The 17,467-nt window shown below is 56.0% G+C and carries 19 protein-coding genes, 1 tRNA gene, 1 other RNA gene and 1 pseudogene; 6 read left to right on the top strand and 16 right to left on the bottom strand.

What is annotated here, in order from left to right; translation table 11 throughout:
- The first annotated feature begins 65 nt into the window (after positions 1 to 65).
- Positions 66 to 842, top strand: a complete 777-nt coding sequence (locus THISIDRAFT_RS02250) for a flagellin (protein ID WP_006788141.1) — start codon at positions 66 to 68, stop codon at positions 840 to 842.
- A gap of 97 nt (positions 843 to 939) precedes the next feature.
- Here the strand turns inward: THISIDRAFT_RS02250 and THISIDRAFT_RS02245 are convergent, their stop codons facing one another.
- Positions 940 to 1,605, bottom strand: coding sequence for an alanine:cation symporter family protein (locus THISIDRAFT_RS02245; RefSeq protein WP_083824645.1), 666 nt, complete (start codon positions 1,603 to 1,605; stop codon positions 940 to 942).
- Here THISIDRAFT_RS02245 and THISIDRAFT_RS02240 point away from each other — a divergent pair.
- Positions 1,568 to 2,266: pseudogene (locus tag THISIDRAFT_RS02240) on the top strand (redox-regulated ATPase YchF); the annotation flags it as partial. The gene THISIDRAFT_RS02245 and the pseudogene THISIDRAFT_RS02240 sit on opposite strands and share 38 nt — an antisense overlap.
- A gap of 21 nt (positions 2,267 to 2,287) precedes the next feature.
- Entirely contained in the window at positions 2,288 to 2,809 is a 522-nt protein-coding gene (locus THISIDRAFT_RS02235) for a GNAT family N-acetyltransferase (protein WP_006788138.1), read from the top strand.
- A 50-nt stretch (positions 2,810 to 2,859) separates the two neighbouring features.
- Here THISIDRAFT_RS02235 and THISIDRAFT_RS02230 read toward each other — a convergent pair whose 3' ends face one another.
- From THISIDRAFT_RS02230 to THISIDRAFT_RS02210, 5 genes are all read right to left on the bottom strand, one after another.
- A complete protein-coding gene (locus tag THISIDRAFT_RS02230; protein ID WP_006788137.1) occupies positions 2,860 to 4,347 on the bottom strand; it encodes a pilus assembly PilX family protein in 1,488 nt (495 codons plus the stop codon).
- 122 nt (positions 4,348 to 4,469) lie between these two features.
- A complete protein-coding gene (locus THISIDRAFT_RS02225; RefSeq protein ID WP_159098530.1) occupies positions 4,470 to 5,156 on the bottom strand; it encodes a PilW family protein in 687 nt (228 codons plus the stop codon).
- 102 nt (positions 5,157 to 5,258) lie between these two features.
- Positions 5,259 to 5,741: a type IV pilus modification protein PilV gene (gene pilV, locus THISIDRAFT_RS02220; RefSeq protein WP_006788135.1), complete on the bottom strand. Its 483-nt coding sequence runs from the start codon at positions 5,739 to 5,741 to the stop codon at positions 5,259 to 5,261.
- Positions 5,729 to 6,244 (bottom strand): GspH/FimT family pseudopilin, encoded by a 516-nt coding sequence (locus THISIDRAFT_RS02215; protein ID WP_006788134.1) that lies wholly within the window; start codon positions 6,242 to 6,244, stop codon positions 5,729 to 5,731. The genes pilV and THISIDRAFT_RS02215 overlap by 13 nt, the downstream gene beginning before the upstream one ends.
- 3 nt (positions 6,245 to 6,247) lie before the next feature.
- Positions 6,248 to 6,658, bottom strand: coding sequence for a type IV pilin protein (locus THISIDRAFT_RS02210; RefSeq protein ID WP_006788133.1), 411 nt, complete (start codon positions 6,656 to 6,658; stop codon positions 6,248 to 6,250).
- A gap of 322 nt (positions 6,659 to 6,980) precedes the next feature.
- On the opposite strand from THISIDRAFT_RS02210, the gene THISIDRAFT_RS02205 reads away from it, so the two are divergent.
- Positions 6,981 to 7,979, top strand: a complete 999-nt coding sequence (locus tag THISIDRAFT_RS02205; protein ID WP_006788132.1) for a coiled-coil domain-containing protein — start codon at positions 6,981 to 6,983, stop codon at positions 7,977 to 7,979.
- A 26-nt stretch (positions 7,980 to 8,005) separates the two neighbouring features.
- Here the strand turns inward: THISIDRAFT_RS02205 and trxA are convergent, their stop codons facing one another.
- From trxA to THISIDRAFT_RS02165, 8 genes are all read right to left on the bottom strand, one after another.
- Entirely contained in the window at positions 8,006 to 8,377 is a 372-nt protein-coding gene (gene trxA / locus THISIDRAFT_RS02200) for a thioredoxin (RefSeq protein ID WP_006788131.1), read from the bottom strand.
- 97 nt (positions 8,378 to 8,474) lie between these two features.
- Positions 8,475 to 9,077, bottom strand: a complete 603-nt coding sequence (locus tag THISIDRAFT_RS02195) for an LON peptidase substrate-binding domain-containing protein (RefSeq protein WP_006788130.1) — start codon at positions 9,075 to 9,077, stop codon at positions 8,475 to 8,477.
- Between the two features lie 13 nt (positions 9,078 to 9,090).
- Entirely contained in the window at positions 9,091 to 9,408 is a 318-nt protein-coding gene (locus tag THISIDRAFT_RS02190) for a non-heme iron oxygenase ferredoxin subunit (protein ID WP_006788129.1), read from the bottom strand.
- 20 nt (positions 9,409 to 9,428) lie between these two features.
- Positions 9,429 to 9,974 carry a putative Fe-S cluster assembly protein SufT gene (sufT, locus tag THISIDRAFT_RS02185; protein ID WP_006788128.1) on the bottom strand — a complete coding sequence of 182 codons (546 nt, stop codon included), beginning with the start codon at positions 9,972 to 9,974 and terminating at the stop codon, positions 9,429 to 9,431.
- Between the two features lie 109 nt (positions 9,975 to 10,083).
- Entirely contained in the window at positions 10,084 to 11,895 is a 1,812-nt protein-coding gene (locus tag THISIDRAFT_RS02180; protein ID WP_050984923.1) for an Lcl C-terminal domain-containing protein, read from the bottom strand.
- Between the two features lie 225 nt (positions 11,896 to 12,120).
- Positions 12,121 to 12,354, bottom strand: coding sequence for a transposase (locus THISIDRAFT_RS15250; RefSeq protein WP_418896138.1), 234 nt, complete (start codon positions 12,352 to 12,354; stop codon positions 12,121 to 12,123).
- 248 nt (positions 12,355 to 12,602) lie between these two features.
- Positions 12,603 to 12,957: a transfer-messenger RNA gene (gene ssrA, locus THISIDRAFT_RS02170) on the bottom strand.
- 93 nt (positions 12,958 to 13,050) lie between these two features.
- Positions 13,051 to 13,127: transfer RNA gene (locus tag THISIDRAFT_RS02165), tRNA-Val, on the bottom strand.
- Between the two features lie 239 nt (positions 13,128 to 13,366).
- Here THISIDRAFT_RS02165 and THISIDRAFT_RS15150 point away from each other — a divergent pair.
- Both THISIDRAFT_RS15150 and THISIDRAFT_RS15145 read left to right on the top strand, forming a co-directional pair.
- Complete coding sequence (locus THISIDRAFT_RS15150; protein ID WP_336245393.1) at positions 13,367 to 13,756, top strand: RNA-guided endonuclease InsQ/TnpB family protein; 390 nt, start codon at positions 13,367 to 13,369, stop codon at positions 13,754 to 13,756.
- A 31-nt stretch (positions 13,757 to 13,787) separates the two neighbouring features.
- Positions 13,788 to 14,162, top strand: a complete 375-nt coding sequence (locus THISIDRAFT_RS15145; protein ID WP_006788814.1) for an RNA-guided endonuclease TnpB family protein — start codon at positions 13,788 to 13,790, stop codon at positions 14,160 to 14,162.
- 132 nt (positions 14,163 to 14,294) lie between these two features.
- Here THISIDRAFT_RS15145 and mnmE read toward each other — a convergent pair whose 3' ends face one another.
- Positions 14,295 to 15,647: a tRNA uridine-5-carboxymethylaminomethyl(34) synthesis GTPase MnmE gene (gene mnmE / locus THISIDRAFT_RS02155; protein WP_006788501.1), complete on the bottom strand. Its 1,353-nt coding sequence runs from the start codon at positions 15,645 to 15,647 to the stop codon at positions 14,295 to 14,297.
- A 9-nt stretch (positions 15,648 to 15,656) separates the two neighbouring features.
- Complete coding sequence (locus tag THISIDRAFT_RS02150; RefSeq protein WP_006788500.1) at positions 15,657 to 17,441, bottom strand: ankyrin repeat domain-containing protein; 1,785 nt, start codon at positions 17,439 to 17,441, stop codon at positions 15,657 to 15,659.
- Positions 17,442 to 17,467 lie beyond the last annotated feature (26 nt).

Below are 17,467 nucleotides of genomic sequence, written 5' to 3'. Positions count from 1 at the left end.
GTGTGTCGTGGTGTACGCACACGCCCACTATAGACAGACTTGCAACCCCTAATAGGAGAGTGATCATGAGCACCATCGACGCCAATGCGCTGTTACGCAATCTTGCCAAGCAGATCGCCCCCGGCCAAGGCACACCGGCCAAGGAAACCGCGCAAAATGCATCCGCCCAGGCCAAGCCCAAAGCCGTGGACGACGCCAGCCTGTTGGCCCTAAGCCAGCGCGTGGATCAAAGCATGCAGGCCAAAACGCAGCTTTATCAAGGCATCAATAATGCCGTGGTGATGGTGCAAACGGCGGATGGCGCGTTGAGCCAGACCCAGGGCTTGCTGGTGCAGGGGCGCGAGCTGGTGGCCTCGGGTACAGCGGAAGATTTTGCCGCTCTGGCGGCAAAGATTGACCGCTTGGCCCAGGACACGGAGATTTTTGGCGTCAAACCTTTGGCAGCCTCAGCCGATGGCCTACTGACCAGCAAAGCCACCCCCTTCAATCTGCAAGCCAGCCCCGCCGATAGCCAAAGCCTTGGCTTGAGTGCCGTGGATTTGAGCACGGCTGAAGGGCGCGCGCAGGCGAGTGAACGGATTGAACAGGCCTTGACCACGGTGGATCAGTATCGTGAGGGCCATACGCAGGCCATCGACAGGCTCGAACAGGCGATCAACAACACCAGCGAAAGCCAGCGGCATCTTTCTGCCGCCCGTATGCAAATTCTGGATGCTGACTATGCCAAGGCCACCGCAGAGCTGACCCGTGCCGAGATTTTACAAAACAGCACTATCACCCTCCTTGCCCAAGCTAATACCCAAGGTGATAACGTCTCCCAACTGCTGGGCTTTAAACCTTAAACGTGGCTTTTGTTTGACATAGCGTGCAGGATGGGTGGGCGTAGCGACATCAGGAAGATGCCGCTACGTTTTTATGCAGAGCGGGAGCGGTGCGCTCCTAGGGCCGCCCCCCATGTATTTCCTTGGGCGGTGGCTCATCGTCTGCCTGTGCAGCATCCGCATCCTTAGGCTGCCGTTTCAAAGCCGCTTTCTGTTCTTGCAGATACTGGGTCTTTTCACGCACCAGTACGCCAGCCAGCAATAACAAGGCAATGAGATTCGGCGCGGCCATCAAGCCGTTGAGGGTGTCGGAAATGTCCCATACGGTGGTCAGGCCACCAATGGCTCCCAGATAAAGCACGGCGATGAACATAATCCGATACGGCAAGATCACCCGCCGTCCGAAGGCATATTCCCAGCTTTTCTCGCCGTAGAAATTCCAGGTGAGCATGGTGGTATATGAAAACAGCACGATGGAGAGCAGTACAATCCAGCCGCCCAACCCGGGAAGCCCGGTCGCAAAAGCATTGCTGGTCAGCTCGGCGCCGGTCTGGCCAGTCTGCAATACGCCGGTCACCAGAATCACCAGCGCCGTCATGGTGCAGATCACCAGGGTGTCGATGAATACCTCCCACATGCCCCACAAACCCTGAGCAAAAGGCTTGTTCTGGGCCTGCGCATGAACGATGGAGGCCGAGCCCAGCCCGGCTTCGTTGGAGAAAATCCCACGGGCGATCCCATAACGGATGGCGCTGGCCGATCTGGAAAGCGTCGAACGCGCCATCAACCGCCTGAGCCGGGCCGCCAAATCGGGCGACAAGCAGCAACAGGCCCGTCTGCGCCTTGCTGAAAAAGTCGCCAGTGTACTGGCTGACGGTAAACCGGCGCGGGTCTGTGAACTGACCGAGGCCGAACGTCCCTGGCTCAAAGAGCTGCAACTGATCACCGCCAAACCCTTGATGTATGTCGCCAATGTGGACGAAGGGGGTTTTCAGGACAATCCGCTTTTAGATGCCGTCTGCGCTTATGCGCAGGCTGAACAGGCGCTGGTCGTGCCGGTGTGCGCCTCACTGGAAGGCGAAATTGCCCGCCTGCCAGAGGCTGAACGCGCCGAATTTCTAGCCGATCTGGGGCTGAGTGAACCGGGTCTGGATCGCGTGATTCACACCGCCTACACCCTGTTGGGGTTGCAGACCTTTTTCACGGCCGGGGTCAAAGAAGTGCGCGCCTGGACCGTGCAGCACGGTGCCACCGCCCCCAAGGCCGCTGGCGTGATCCACACCGACTTTGAACGCGGCTTCATCCGTGCGGAAGTGATTGGCTATGATGATTATATTCGTTATGGTGGTGAACAAGGCGCCAAAGATGCCGGTCGCTGGCGTCTGGAAGGCAAGGAATACCTGATGCAAGAGGCTGACGTGGTGCATTTTCGCTTTAATGTCTAGGGCGGCGGTGCGGGTGCCTGTGTGGATTTTGCCAAAAAACATCATACCCCGGCAGTGCGTGAGGCCCGTGCAGAGGATGCCACCGCCATTGCCGAATTGCTCACCGACCCCATCGAGCGCTGGTGGAGCTTTCCAGAGTATGCGCCCGCCAGCCTGCAAAGCCCCGCATGGATCAGCGAACACTGCGCCCAGGCCCTGTTATGTTATGTCGCCGACGTAGATAAACACATCGTGGGCTTTGTCAGCCTCAGCGCGCTGGAAGGAGAGCGCAGTGGCATGTTGCAGCATCTGATGGTCGCCCCCACGCACCGGGGCCAGGATATTGCCACGCAACTGGTGCGCACCGCGCTTGACAGCAGCTTTTCCCGCCACGGCCTGCGTGAGGTGCATGTCGCCATCGTCGGCGGCAATGAACCGGCAATGATGCTGTTTGCCGAACTGGGCTTTTTGCCCTACGGCACCCGCGAAATCAACGACCCCGCAGGCCAACCCGCTCGCCTGGTGTTTCTACGCATCACCCGAGGCCAGTATCGGCAGGAATAAAAAACCGCCAGCACAGGGGCTGGCGGTTTTATGTGTATTGACGATTAATTTTATAACTCTGACCAGGATGCAATCGACAAAGGGGAATGATTGCCTCCTCCTGAGCCTGAGCTATTACCCAGGTTTTGAATATTTCCAAGTGCCTGGCTGCTGTACTTTAGAGTAAAATTACCTCCAAAATCAGCGTCTGTTTGATTTTCAATGCCCCCCAAAGAAATAATTGAACCGAAAACATTAAATGTGCCATTTCCTTGGGCGAAACGAGCCCCGTTTTTCAAAATAATCAAGCCCTCAAAAGTTGATGTTCCGTTGGCAGGCCCAACATCAATATTGCCATCAATAATCATGACTCCGGCACCGTGCGCACCTCCAGACATTCTAACAGACCCTGCACCGGTAATATGCAAAATAGTCGGATTATCTCTCTCCCCAAAATCTGTTTGCAGGATTGTATTATTGCTACCCGATACATGAGTGTTTCTGGGAAGAGGGCTGGTGCTGCTCAGGACTCGGCTAATGTATGCATTCCAATCATCCACAGAGATACCATTTTGTGATACAGCTTGATCTGTTTGCTTTCTTGCATCAGGCTCACCTCTTATTTGATCTGGCCTGCTATCACCACTTTGATTTCCAGTGCTGATGGCATCGCCCGCATTGTTGCCAATCAAATAAATGCCTGTGGTTCCTCCCGTTCCCAGCGTTCCATTGCAGCCAGCACCTGTACAAGAAGTGGATGCTGGCAAATTCCAATCACGCCCATCATAGTAAATAGCGCTATTGCTGTTTGAGCCTGTAGCTGTTGTACAGTGCGCACCATAACAGGTATAGGCTGCTTCTGGCGGGGGGAAACCAAAACCGCTTTGGTTTTTTCTGCTGAATATAATTTCTATCTGTCTTTTAGCGCCATCAACAGTTCCAGCAACACGCATAACGACAATCTGTGCAGCATTTGCTGTCTGGTGCGTTACCACATCATTTGTTCCGGGAAAAATAAAGACATACTCTCCTTCGTTATTTTTTACGGCATAGACAAAATGCAGATGCTCGATTTTCCAGATTCCATTGCTGTTGCTTCCATTTGCGGTAAGCACATGATTGCCTCTTACCTTAATAATATAACCCTCTTCGGGTTTTTCAGGAGTTTTTAGCCTGGCGGCACAGATAATACTGTCCGAACCAATTTGGACCATTTCACCGTCTTGATCTTCCCGATCTCCATATTTCATGACGCAGTCTTGCAAGACATTTGCGCTCTCAGGAGTACCGTCTGATTTCCACAGGTCAGGCTCCCAATCATCAGATTTTGGCCATTCAAATTTTTTATCAGGATCAATCAGTTGTGCATAGCCACTAGATACCCCTGTTTCGGCGCTCATAAACGCGCTGGTAATCTGGCGCTGATTGGCGGCAATGCGTTCCTCGGTGACGGCGCCCATCATCCCGGCAACGCCGACCATCGTCGCGGTGGCCAGCATCACCAGACTGATCACCAGGGCCGCGCCCCGTTGCTGTGTGTACATAGGATATGTGTTCATCAGTTTCTCCGCTTCAAAGTCCTGGACTCTGAGTAACGCCCTCCACTTCGGTTGATGGCGCATAAGCAATCTGCGCCGGGGATGGTACTATCCAGGCCACAGGGCCTGGGTTTGGATAGCCGTTAACTGCTGTACTTCTGCAATGCGCGATTACGCAGTGTGACATTAAATTTCAAGGTGCGCTTTAGCTGAAACTGTTGACCCCCAGGCGTGGTTTCAAAATCTAATTCGAGTTCCAAGCGAATTACGTTTTCTTGCATGTCTGTAGTAAGTGATGTAATTACAGGGCCATTTATATCTCCCTCTCTAAGCGTTGAATTTTCTTTATCAAAAGTAAATAATTCAACGCCATCTGCATCATATCCATTGACTGCTAGATGAGAGCTTGGTTTCAGTCCCTCTATAATAGGCTCAGAATTAGGGTTAAGATTAGTCGCAGTTGGCGGAGGCCTGCAGCTAAGTTGACGCAAGCCGGTTGTAGGGCTTGTCATAACAAAATATTGAATTTCTTGGCCTGCAGTTGCACTACACCAAGAACCAGGTCGATTGGACGTAATTTTTAAAATAAACCGATCTTGGCCACTGACGGTGACTTTTTCGTAATCAATAGCTGTAGCACCGCGAATCTCACGCGCAAACACCTCAGTGACGAAGCGCATATTATTTTGCAACTCAGACAAGTGCTGCGCTTGCTGATAGGTTGCGCGGTTGCCTTCAAACACCTTAAGCGCTCCGGCAATCAGAATCAGGCCGATGACCAAGGCCACCATCAGCTCAACCAGGGTGAAGCCGCCGAGTTTTAATCGCATGGGTGTCGCGTTATTTCTCGACCACATAAAAATTCTCCGCAATGTGTCAGCTATTCTAAAAATGCCTTCCTGATATCGCCTCGACGAAGGCACGATATTCAGCTATGGCATTAGCCTGATGGTATATTCAAAAGTTGTCGCGTCGGCGTCATCATCTGCAAAGCGTTGATCTTGCCAGATTACGGTGATAGTGCATACATTAGTATCAGGATCACATAAAATATTACTTTCTTCTTCAAGCCCAAGGAGAGTAACCAGAGGCGGCTTATCCTCATCTTCATTGTCCTGCCAAGCATTAAGCCATGCTGTTTCAACGGCGTCTGCATCCAGCGGGTCATCGGCTGCCAGATTCGCCCATAGCCGTTCACCGGCATCCATGGCAATAATGCTGGCGACGGTGCGTTGATACGCCGAATGTGAGCTTTTCAGCGCATTGAGTTGCAACGAAGCCAGACCCAACAAGCCGATGGATAGCACAATAAACGACACCAGCACTTCAATCAGAGTAAAGCCCTGCTGTGTGCCTCGTGTAAACGGCAGCGCAGCGCGGCGGTGTGGTGTACGGCAGGTCGTTAGGTGGCGCATGACTTTCTTTCCATCTGCAGATTGCCCAGCGGCGACACCGTGATTTCACGGCGCAGGTCGCCCTTGCAATCGTTATGCTGAAAATAAAACGTGATGCTGATGCTGTTGTCGGTTTGGCCAACGGCATTAAATGAGATTGCGGCAGGTAAATTGGCGGCATCGATCACCCCGAAGGCAAAAAAATCATTCGCCAGCTGAGCCTGGCGAATCAAGGTACCGTTGGGGTTGTTCGCGCCCTCGCGAACCTGCAACCCGCCCGTCCAGTTTCCGGATTCGTGTACAAAAATCAGACTGACATCCGTGCGCCGTTTGACCGCCTCGCTGCGGGTCAACGTGACTAAACCGACGAAGAGATTGGCTTGACTGGTCAGGCGATTTTGATTGACCACCTGACTCAGCGCCGGAACGCCGATGGTCAGCATGATGCCCAAAACGGCCAGCGCAATCATCAACTCGACCAGCGTCAAGCCACGCATAAAGGCGTGGCGTGGGATGGTATGCATCGCTTAATTCCAACAACTGTTGTCAGCAGCACCGCCCGTGCTACCCGTTGTGACACCCGTATTTGTAATCGTCATGGTATTGCATTTGGTACCAACTTTTTTAGCCGCGCTGGTCGCTGTCAGGGTGTAGCTTGTATTTGTGCGTGCCGTAATGCTTAACGTGTAGTAATCGGTTCCACCACTGCCAAAACCCGCCTGGAATGCAGCGTCATCAGGATAGCTATTTGCTTGTGTATAACGGCGCTCCATCCACTGCGCCGCCTGTAACAGTGCGGTTTTGCCCTCGGAAATGTGCGAGCGCTCCACATAGCGCATATAAGAGGGGTAAGCGATGGCGGCAAGGATGCCAATAATGGCAACCACAATCATGACTTCAATCAGGGTGAAACCGCGACGGCGCGTAGGGGAAAGCATGAGCAGTACTCCTGCAAAGGGGTGGAAGAAATGAATCATTCCATAGTATTAGCATAGCCCATAGAAGAAAAGACCGCGCTGCCGTTTGTCAGGAAAAATCGACCGTTCGTCGGATTTTTGCGGGTGCATCTTCGCCTCTTCACCTCCAACTCATCTCCAATCCAAAGCGACACCTGGAAGGTGTCGCCACGTTCCCGGTTGTTCTGCACATACTTTCAATAAGTCCAATTGTCGAAAGCATCAAACAAGCAGATTCCAGCTTGTTTTGCATAGTTTTATGTCTTAATATGTCGATATATCGACATAGCGTTATAATTTACTCATGCCTAAAGCAACCTTAGAAAAATCAGATGTGCTTGATGCGCTGGCACATTTCCGCGCCCAGGGCGTTATGCGCCCAGGTTTATTGCGCTTGCAAAAACACATTGGTCGTGGCTCTATTCCGCGATTGCGGCGTTTATTGCATGAAATTGAGCTGGAACAGCTTGAGCAGTTGGCACCGGCACTGCTTGAGCGCGTGCCCGATCCGATCAGCATGGCGGCTGCACGCTTATGGGCCGAGATGACACAGAGCCTTGAGGCCAAAGAGCAGGAGATTGAGGCGCAAACGCAGGCGCGGCTGGCCGCATTGCAGGAACGTCTGGATAAAGCCGATGCTGCGCTTAATGCACAGCGTGAGCAATATGAGCAGCAACAGGTGGAATATCGTGCGCTGGGCGAACAGCACGCACGCTTAGAACAGCAGTTTCAGGCGCAGAGCCAAGCGTTGGCGGTTAAAACCCAGGAAACCAGTCACTTGATGCGTGAACTAGCGCAGGCTCAGGAGCAGATACGCCATTTGCGCGCCGAGCAGGCCGAGCAGGCCAAACACGCGGCACAACGCGAGGCGCAGTATGTGGCACGTCTGGATATTGAGCGGCAACGCTCGCAAGATGAGGCGCGAGCTTATCAGCAGCGTCTGGAGGAAAAACAAAGCCAGCTTGCAGCGGTGCAGGATGCCTTGGCGGCGGTGCGCGCTGAACAGGCCGCTCAACGCGCACAGCAGGATGCCTTGGAAAGACAGTTAAAGCAGCAGTTGCTTGAACAAGCAGAACAGCTTGATTCCCTCAAAGCGCACCGTGCAGAACAACAGGCCTATGCCGAGGGTTTACAAAACAGCCTGGCCTATGTGATGGCCCACGCCGAGGACTGGCGTCAAAGCTGTGTCAATGCCCAAAAGCGCAACACGCATCTGGAAGCCGCCCTGCGCAAAGCCCATCAACAAATCAGCTACCTTGTCAAAAAACAGCAAAACACCGCGAATCCGCCAGCAGAGCAGTGACTTTCACCATAGCGGCATCGGGAAAATTATTGCGTGGTGTTTTGTTCGCGTTCGATCTCTGCGCGAATCTGGTCCATATCCAGCTCCTTGACCTTGCCCAACAGTTCGTCAATCTGTGGGGCGGAGAGCATCCCGGCTTGATTGAACAGGGCGATTTGGTCGCGAAAGATCATTAAGGTGGGAATGGAGCGAATCTGGAAATAGCTGGCTAAGCCTTGCTGTTCTTCAGTGTTGATTTTGGTGAAGACGACATCGGGGTGATTGTCGGCGGCGGCCTCAAAGATCGGCGCAAAGGCACGACACGGCGCACACCAGGAGGCCCAAAAGTCGATGATCACAATGTCGTTTTGATTGATGGTGTCTTCAATATTGGATTCGGTCAGTTCAATGACGGCCATGTACGGCTCCTGTGGATAAAATAAAACGGATCGTTTTGATCCGCTGCGCAGCGCGGTGTTGGGCTGCACGATTGATTGAATGGAGGGCAAATTCCCTTCAGGCGTAGGTGTGCATCATGGCATCCCGTAGGTAAAAAAGTCTAGCCAACGGGTCGTTATTTTCTAAAATGCGCTGCTTTTCCAGCGGCGGAATGGGCAGGATTTCCGTCAGCCGGGCGGCGACCCAACTGGCCTGCTGGCCATGGCGCTCAATCTGCGCATAGTGCCCGCCGAGGGTGGAAAGAATCCGCTCCAGCAATTCCGCCAGCGAGATAAACTCCTCGGGCAGGGCGACATCGGGCGGTTCTTCCAGAAAATGGACCTGGCCCAGCAGCAGCCGGTCTTTTTGCTCGCGGGTTTGCTGGATATGCACCCGCTGCTCCCCTTGCACCATAATCCCCAGCAAGCCATCCTGCAAACGCTCCCAGTCAATGATGCGCGCCACGGTGCCGACTTGGGCCAGCTCGCTTGACTCGCCCTCGTGCTGCTCTTGCGGGGCCAGGCAGACGACAAAGCCACTGTCATGGCGCAGACAGCGGCTGATCATGTCCAGATAGCGTATTTCAAAGATGCGCAAGGGCAATAACCCGCCGGGAAACAGCACGGTATTGAGGGGAAACAGAGGGAGTTCAGTGGTTTCGGCAGGGACTGGCGTGGCCATTGCGCGCCTCCGATCAATGTGCCTGAAGGTTGATTTGCACCATGCCGTCCTTAATCCGTGTGGCAAAATGGCGGATGGGTTCATAGGCTGGCGGTGAGAGGGGCTTGCCGGTACGCAGACAAAACAGTGCGCCATGTGCCGGGCAGGCAATGGTGGTGCCCGATAAGCGCCCGTCCGCTAATGGCTGTTCGTCGTGAGAGCAGAGATCTTCCACCGCGTAAAAGGCTCCATCGACGTTAAACACCACGATGGCCAGGTGTTCAATCTCCAAGGTGTGATGCTCGCCTGGGGCGAGGGCATCGGCGTTGATCACATCAATCCACTGCGTCATTTAAATAAATCTCCATATACTTAAAACATGCCGGTGGCAAGGCGCGCTTCTTCAGTCATGCGCGAGGCGTCCCACGGCGGGTCAAAAACCACTTCAACCTCGGCCTGTTTGACCTCTGGCACTTGCAAAATCAGCTGGCGCACATCGCTGGCCAGAATATCGCCCATACCGCAGCCCGGTGCAGTCAGGGTCATATCGACAGCCACTTGCCAGCCGCCATCTTCCAGCGGGCTGACTTCGCAACGATAGATCAGGCCCAGATCGACGATATTGATCGGGATCTCCGGGTCATAGCAGGAACGCATTTGCTGCCAGATGAGTTTTTCCACATCCGCAGTCGTGGCCCCGTGTGGCAATTGCGGCGGGGGCAGCGGGGTTTTACCCAGCGCATCAGCATCTTTGCCATCAATGCGATAAAGCCGACCCTGGGCCTTGACGGTAAAACTGCCGCCCAGGGCTTGTACCAAACCCACTTCGCCATCTTTGCCAATCAATACGCGCTGTCCTGAGGGTACCGCTACTGCCAGACAGTCGCGTTGCATTTTTATGGTTTCTTGAACACGCATGATCTGCTTTTTATTTAAAAGTAAGCCCCGGCACAGGGCCGGGACATGGCGATGCCATACACACTGGCGACAGCGCTATACCATCGCCAGAGTGCCAAGGTCGCGGCGTTTAACGCACCAGACGTACCCGCGTATCGCCACCGTCTTCACGCTCCCAGCCATCACGCCCGAGGTAAAAATTCACCTCCCAGGCAGGCATATTGCTGGCATCATAGGCCGATGAGGTCCAGAAATTCCAGGCCGGGGTATTGGGGAAGACCTCGGCATGGATGGTGGGGCGCTGATAATTGCCTTCACACGGCTCGCCGCTGTTATTCCAGGTTTGCGGCTGACCGGTGGAGCAATAAATCAGGCTGCGCAATTCCTCACGGGTGGGCAGGCGCCAGTCACGATAACCGGCAAAACCGCCCTCGCGGTTAAACGCAGCTAACGCCGCTTTAGCCTGATCGAAGGTCAGACGCTGGGCCGAACCTTCGCAGCGTTGGCCGTTCCAGTCCTGTCCCAGTGAACAACGCATCCAGTGCAGGCCGGTTTGGGTATCGGTCACCGTGCCATTGGCATGATCCAGATAACGCTCACCCACAACGACTGCCGGAGTTGCCGATTCAGCGCTATCCATCACCTCGGCGGTCATGGCGGCCACCGTTTGGGTATCTACAACCGTCTCCAGGGCATCCTGTGGTCGCTCAACGGCTTGCGCACGCACGGCGGGCGGCGGTTCTGGAGTGGCAATGGGTTCAGGGACAAAGGGTGAGGCCAGTTCAGGCGCCGGGGTAGGGATTGGCTCGGGTATGGGTTCAGGTACTGGCTCGGGTAACGGCACTGGAGCTACCGCTTGACGCTGGGCCTCAACGATCTCATCGGCCAGGGCTTGCGCATGGCTGCGATAATCCGGCAAGGAGGCGCTCATCTGGCGATACAGGTTCAAGTGGCTTTCTGCCTGCACAAGTTCTCCTTGGGCAATGGCGGAGCGCACCATCCATGCCTTGGCTTCCAGTAAACGCTGGGCACCTTCTTGCGCCGGGCCGTGGGTTGCATCCTGTGCCAGAATGTCCAGATATTCGCCATAGGCCTGAGTGCGCTCGCCCGCTTGCTCAAGCTGCTGCGCCCGTTGCATTTGCGCGGCAATGCGTTCGGCCTGACTGGGTTCAGCCGAAACTGGAGCCGGGGTTGGCGACGGCGTGGGCACTGGCGTAGCCTGTGCCTGAGCTTGCGCTGCCCGCTGTGCTCTGGCTTGAGCCGCTTGCGCGGCGCGTAGCTGAGTTAAACGCCGCTCCAGCCGCCCGATCATATTATCCTGATCCAGACCAATACTGAGCTCGCGCAAGGTGGCTAAACGCTGCTCGGCCTCATTGAAACGGCGGGCATCAAGTGATTGGCTAACCAGCGATTCCTGGCGTTCAATCAGGCGTTTTTGGCCGGTCAGGGCCTCCACATTGGCGCCATCTTCATTGAGTATCTGGCGATACACATGGGCCGCCTGGCTCAGATTTCCCGACTGCTCGGCTCGTTCGGCCTCAGCGTGCAGTTCTGTTAAACGCGCCTGACGGGCCTGGGCTTGCTTTTGCTGCTGGATGTCCTGCTGCACACTCGGTGCCTGACTGACATAGCCGGGTAAGGCGCTGGCCATACGCTGATAGGTATCCAGCGACTGCTGGGCCTTGATCAGATTCCCTTGCTGTAGAGCGCTGCGCGCCTCGTTGAGCTGATCTTGTAATAATTCACGGGCGGCTGCGTCGGCCTGAGGGGGGGCGTCGGCCTCAGCTAAAATCTCCAGATACTGCTGATATGCCTGTGCCCGCTCACCGTCTGCGTGCAGCGCCTGCGCCATCTCCATGCGGGCGTGTACGGCCTGAGCCTGTTCGGCCTGTGGGTCTTTGCCAAGCCCAGCACAACCGCCAAGCCCAGCCAACAGGAGCAAGGCCAATCCTGTGCGTAAATAACGCCCCCTGGTTCGATCAATCACGGTACTGTTCCTCCAAACGTTAGTCTTCATCGCAAATAAATGGATAGCTGCAGGCATCATCGCGTAGCCCACGGTATTAAAACATATTCTAGGGGGCTAAACTCTACCATTGTCAATTTCCCCCGACTGAAGTCAGGGGCTTCCGCGCCGGAAATTCTGTGAATAGCGTGTGTTAGTTTATTATTGTTTCATGGAAAATACGATGAGCACAGGTAAGGCAGCAACGTTGCTGGGCATTTCAGTAAAGATGTTGCAACGGTGGAATCGCCGGGCCAGATTCGTCGTGAGTTGGTGCAAGGCATCAGACCGGATGTTGGCAATGCGGGCATGCAGTCTTGCCAGTTTGCCTTTGGCCTTCTTGCGGTTGGCATAGCTTTTTTGCGTGCGGCTGAGGCTGCGCGAGAGCCGTTGCAGCCGGGCCAGCAGCCTGAGCCCGTCGCCGGTACCCTCCGGTCAGGCGTTGCTTTCACGGTTTCCAGATCTATCAATGCGCGTGCTAAACAAAAGCCGAATAGAGGCGAAATCTTCGAAATTCAGTGATGACGAAATGGCAGAGTTTGGTGAGATGGCGCTCACGAGGCCATGCCCGGAAAACGCGCCAACGGTGGGGGAACAGGCAAAAAAAATCCCAACCGATCGATAAGGGTCAGGATTTTAGGTATTGGTGGAGGCGGCGGGAATCGAACCCGCGTCCGAAAGCCCTACGCCGTTGGTACTACATGCTTAGTCCGGTCTTTAATTTAACGCCTGAATTTCCGACGGACAGGATACCCAAACGCTGGCCCGATCAGGTTTAGCAATTAAGACCCGGGCGAGTCCGCTTTGCGATCTTGTGTAAAGTGACCCTCAAAGAAAACCCACAAGCAAACTTTAAATGAGGGTCCAGCCGGTTTTAAGCGGCTAGAGCGTAGTTGTCGTCGTTGGCAACTATAAGTTAGCAACATGATTTACGAGGTAAGTTGCATCCTCGGCATGCACCTCAGGTTTCGCGACCCCCGTCGAAGCCAGGTCGCCCCCTTGCAGTTCTCTTTTTTAATAATGGGTAATGATAAAGAAGCTTGAATACCATTGCTTAATAGAGATAGACAATGGCTTGGAGAATTTGTTCAGTGGTAGGCGCGATTGGACTCGAACCAACGACCCCCACCATGTCAAGGTGGTGCTCTAACCAGCTGAGCTACGCGCCTGTCGTTGCTAAGCTGCTAATTATACCTTCTGACACCACGCTGTCAAACGCTTTTTAAACCCATTGACGGGATTTCTTTTCCCTGTATTCCCATGGTGGTGCAGTGGTCATCAGTTTGCGCGGGAAACCTCGGCCCTTCAGGCCGAAGAGGGATAGCGCAGCACGCAAAGCGTGCTCCTGTTCCCGACGCCTCCTCTGTAGTGGGTTGTTATCTTTATACATGTATGCTATTTCCTGTGAATGGAAGTTAAACGCGCTTACAAGTTCCGGTTCTATCCAACGCCCGCGCAGGAACAAACCCTTGCCCGGACGTTCGGTTGTGTGCGTTTTGCTTACAACCACATGCTGCGGCTGCGTACGGATGCGTGGTTCAAGGACCAAAAGCGCGTCGGCTATCACGAGACCTCCGCACGACTGACCGAGTTGAAGAAGACGCCAGAACATGCGTGGCTCAACGAAGTCAGCAGCGTCCCGGTACAGCAGGCGTTACGCCATTTGCAAACGGCGTTCGCCAACTTTTTTGCCAAGCGTGCCGGGTATCCCGCGTTCAAGCGCAAGGACGGCTCGCAGTCAGCGGAATACACGACGAGCGCCTTCAAAGACGTGGCGGCACCTTCCAGGTGCCGCTGAAAACCAAGCGAACGCAAGATGCGTCCGCCACGTGCGCTCAACCCGGTTGATCAACGAAAAGCAAGTGATCGCCGTCGAGACGCTGGCCGTGAGCCACCTGCAGAAGAACCGCTGTCTGGCGAAGTCCATCAGTGATGCAGGCTGGTCGGAGTTTGTCCGGCAGTTAACGTACAAGGCGCAATGGTGTGGGCGAATGCTGGTGGGTATCGACCGCTGGTATCCGTCGAGCAAACGCTGTTCTGAGTGTGGACACACCGTAGCGAAAATGCCGCTGTCTGTCCGAGATTGGGTCTGCCCGGAATGCGGCAGTCTCCACGACCGCGATGTGAATGCAGCGCGCAATGTGTTAACCGCCGGGCTGGCGGGGTTAGTCTGTGGAGAGAACGTAAGTCCCGTGTTGCTGTAAAGCGGCATCGGCTGATCTCGTTGAAACAGAAAGTCCTGATCGTGAGGTTAGGAATCCCCGTCCTTCCTGCCTGCCGCGACGCACGCGGCGCAGGCAGGTAGGGCGGGGAGGATGTCAATCAAGCGGGTTGTTTCATTTGCCGATGCAAAAGCTGCTGAAGATGCGTCCGAGGAGGTCATCGCTGGTGAAACGGCCGGTGATTTCTCCCAGGGCTTCTTGCGCCAGGCGCAGTTCTTCCGCGAGCAATTCGGCGGTGTGTTGGTGCAGGTGGGTATTGGCCTGTTGCAGATGTTGAGCGGTGTGTGCCAGTGCGTTAAGATGGCGGCGGCGGGCCATGAAGAGGCCCTCGTTGCTGCATTGCTCGTAGCCAACCTGTTGCTTGATGCGCTCACGGAGAAGGTGCAGGCTGTCGTGTTGTTTGGCGCTGACATAAATCCGTTCTTCGCGCACGCCGGCGGGCTGCCCGCTAAGGTCGATCTTGTTATGTACGCTCAGCACGGGTAGACGGGCAGGCAGACGGGCGCGGATGGCGGCCTCGGCTGCGCCTTCGCCCAAGGTGTCGTCGATGACCAATAACACCAGATCGGCCTGCTCAATGGCCTGCCAGGCACGGCGGATGCCTTCCTGTTCGATGGGGTCGCTGGATTCGCGCAGGCCCGCCGTGTCTACCAGATGCAGCGGTAATCCTTCCAGGCTGATCCATTCGCGCACAAGATCACGGGTAGTACCGGGAATGTCGGTGACAATCGCGGCCTCGCGCTGGGCCAAGGCATTGAGCAGGCTGGATTTACCGGCATTGGGCAGACCGGCGATCACCAGATGAATCCCCTCTTGCAGCAATTTGCCCTGCTGGGCGCTGCGGGTCAGTGCGTGAAGTGAGTCCTGAGTCTGGCGCAGGCGTTCGCCTATCGCCCCGTGGTGCAAAAGCTCAACGTCCTCATCAGGAAAGTCCAGCGCGGCCTCCACGTAGACGCGCAGCGCGGTCAGCTGTTCAAACAGCGGTTCCACCCGCCGGGAAAATTCTCCGGCCAGTGAACGGGCGGCACAGCGCGCCGCCTGGGCTGAACCGGCCTCGATTAAATCCGCGACGGCCTCTGCCTGGGCCAGATCAAGCTGGCCGTTGAGAAAGGCGCGCTCGGTAAATTCGCCGGGGCGGGCCATGCGCGCCCCCAAGGCCAGACAGCGGGCCAAGAGCAGATCCAGCACTACCGGGCCGCCATGCCCTTGTAATTCCACCACATCCTCGCCGGTATAGGAGGCCGGTGCCGGGAACCATAAAACCAGCCCGTCATCCAGCGGCGCACGCTGTGCGTCGATAAACCAGGCGCGGCGGGCCTGCCGGGCGGGTGGCAAGGCCTTGCCGGTGATGCCTTGCAGAATCTGTGGAGCCTGTGGGCCGGAGATGCGGATAATGCCTACACCGCCTTTGCCCGGTGCGGTGGCGATGGCGGCGATGGTGTCGGTAGGGGCGTGATCAAGGAGCATGGGGTACATTTATCTGAGCAGATCGAGGACATCCGTGTCCTTGAGATGCGGGTTGCGTTGGGCATAGTCCAGAGGTGTCAAACCTTGGGCGGTTTGGCTGCGTGCGGGCAAGCCTGCGGCCAGCAGGGCGCGCACAACCTCGGGACTGGTATTTTCGGCAGCGGCCAGATGCAGGGCATTCAGACCGCTTTGGGTCTGCGCCTGGGGATCGGCACCCAAGGTCAGCAGCTTTTGCAGGACTTGCGCCTGTTCGTTGTACGCAGCGGCCAGATGCAGCGGGGTCAAGCCTTGCGCGCTGGGGGTGTCAATCGCCAGACCGTGCGCGGTAAACACCTGGGCAATATCTGGCTGTGGGTTATGCGCGGCGGCCAGATGCAAGAGCGTCCAGTCATCGGCTGGCCGCGTGGTAACGGGAAGCGGAAGCTGTCCAACTTTATCAAGCAGCGCCTGAGGGATCTCGTAGGCGGTGTTGAGCTGGCGCGAGGTCAGTCCATCATCGGCCCAGCCGCCCATTTGTTCCCCCAGGGTGCGCAGATTTTGTACCTGCGCAGGATTGAGCAGATACTCCGCCGCGAGGTAAACCGAACTAAGCCCATGCTCCATCCGCTCGTCAATGGTTTTGCTCAGTGCCAACAGGCGCTGGGTGTTGCGTTGTGCAAGGGCGGCATCGGCTGGGCGGGTGCCTTCGTCATAAAACAGACTGAGCGCATTGGCGAGCCGTTCCTGCACATCCGCCCCGGCGTTGAGCAAGACCTGGATCACTTCCGGGCTTGCGCTGTGCATGGCGGCCAGTTGCAAGGGGCTAAGCCCTTGCTGGGTGCGCAGCGACCAGTCAATCATCGGGCTTTCTGCAGCCGCTGGCGTAGTATTCTCATCCTCGGCAAGATCAGGCGCCGGTTCGGCGGGCGCTTCAGCCGCAATATCGGCCTCCGTCTCCGCCTCGGGCTCTGCCTGCGGATTGATCAGCGCGTATACCACAGCGGCGGTGTGACTATGTGCAGCCGCGTGATGCAGCGCGGTCCAGCCCTGTTTATCGGCCTGGGTCAGTTGCGCTCCGGCGGCAAGTAAATGACGCACAATGGCTGGATTTTGGCTCTGTGCGGCGGCCAGATGCAGCGGGGTTTGCTGTTGCGGATTGACCGCGCCCACCTTGGCACCCAGCGCCAATAATTGCGCAACCACGGCCTCCGCCGGATTGTAGGCACTGGCTAGATGCAGCGCCGTCAAACCTTGCGCGTCTTTGGCATGAAGATCGGCCCCGGCCTGCTGCAATGCATTCACAACGTCAGGGTCATCATGAAAGCGGGCGGCGTGGTGCAGTGCGGTCCAATCTGCCTCGGTGGAACGTTGCGCCACGTCTGCGCCGTGCTGGAGCAACAGCGCAATGCGCTCAGCCGCCACGCGCTGATTCAGCGCCCGATGTAAAACCGTCAAACCCTCGGCATCGGCAAGCTTAGGCGAGGCACCGGCGCTCAGCAGCTGCTCCATGATCTCCGGGGCCACCGCATCATCCAAAGCCAGGTGCAAGGCGGTTTCTGCCTGCGCATTTTGTGCGTCAATATCCACCCCCTCGTGTTGCAGCCACAGCGCCAAAACCTCCGGACTGGCACCGTGGCGCACCGCCAGATGCAAAGGCGTGTTGTCCTGCTCATCCTTAAGCATAATCTCGCCTCCCGCTTCCAGCAGCTCCGTCAGCGTCTCGGGCGTGGCCTGCGGCCAAAACGCCGCATCCAGCAAAGGGCTGGCCCATAGCGTACTCGGTAATAACAGCAAGCAAAGCAGTACGTTTCGCATGGTTTCATCCCGCAGTGTGGAACATA

It is taken from the genome of Thiorhodospira sibirica ATCC 700588 (assembly GCF_000227725.2).
Taxonomy (GTDB): domain Bacteria; phylum Pseudomonadota; class Gammaproteobacteria; order Ectothiorhodospirales; family Ectothiorhodospiraceae; genus Thiorhodospira; species Thiorhodospira sibirica.
Note: the sequence above shows the minus strand (reverse complement) of the source record. Positions and strands in the feature narration are given on the sequence as shown.

What these genes read in the sequence shown, in the direction of transcription:
- THISIDRAFT_RS02250 (WP_006788141.1), top strand. Translation starts at nt 66, where the DNA reads ATGAGCACCATCGACGCCAATGCGCTGTTACGCAATCTTGCCAAGCAG.
- trxA (WP_006788131.1), bottom strand. Translation starts at nt 8,377, where the DNA reads ATGGCCGTCATTGAACTGACCGAATCCAATATTGAAGACACCATCAAT.
- THISIDRAFT_RS02210 (WP_006788133.1), bottom strand. Translation starts at nt 6,658, where the DNA reads ATGCTTTCCCCTACGCGCCGTCGCGGTTTCACCCTGATTGAAGTCATG.
- THISIDRAFT_RS02195 (WP_006788130.1), bottom strand. Translation starts at nt 9,077, where the DNA reads ATGGCCACGCCAGTCCCTGCCGAAACCACTGAACTCCCTCTGTTTCCC.
- sufT (WP_006788128.1), bottom strand. Translation starts at nt 9,974, where the DNA reads ATGCGTGTTCAAGAAACCATAAAAATGCAACGCGACTGTCTGGCAGTA.
- THISIDRAFT_RS02230 (WP_006788137.1), bottom strand. Translation starts at nt 4,347, where the DNA reads ATGAACACATATCCTATGTACACACAGCAACGGGGCGCGGCCCTGGTG.
- THISIDRAFT_RS02215 (WP_006788134.1), bottom strand. Translation starts at nt 6,244, where the DNA reads ATGCATACCATCCCACGCCACGCCTTTATGCGTGGCTTGACGCTGGTC.
- mnmE (WP_006788501.1), bottom strand. Translation starts at nt 15,647, where the DNA reads ATGCTCCTTGATCACGCCCCTACCGACACCATCGCCGCCATCGCCACC.
- THISIDRAFT_RS02190 (WP_006788129.1), bottom strand. Translation starts at nt 9,408, where the DNA reads ATGACGCAGTGGATTGATGTGATCAACGCCGATGCCCTCGCCCCAGGC.
- pilV (WP_006788135.1), bottom strand. Translation starts at nt 5,741, where the DNA reads ATGCGCCACCTAACGACCTGCCGTACACCACACCGCCGCGCTGCGCTG.
- THISIDRAFT_RS15150 (WP_336245393.1), top strand. Translation starts at nt 13,367, where the DNA reads ATGGAAGTTAAACGCGCTTACAAGTTCCGGTTCTATCCAACGCCCGCG.
- THISIDRAFT_RS02245 (WP_083824645.1), bottom strand. Translation starts at nt 1,605, where the DNA reads ATGGCGCGTTCGACGCTTTCCAGATCGGCCAGCGCCATCCGTTATGGG.
- THISIDRAFT_RS02225 (WP_159098530.1), bottom strand. Translation starts at nt 5,156, where the DNA reads ATGCGATTAAAACTCGGCGGCTTCACCCTGGTTGAGCTGATGGTGGCC.
- THISIDRAFT_RS02150 (WP_006788500.1), bottom strand. Translation starts at nt 17,441, where the DNA reads ATGCGAAACGTACTGCTTTGCTTGCTGTTATTACCGAGTACGCTATGG.
- THISIDRAFT_RS02205 (WP_006788132.1), top strand. Translation starts at nt 6,981, where the DNA reads ATGCCTAAAGCAACCTTAGAAAAATCAGATGTGCTTGATGCGCTGGCA.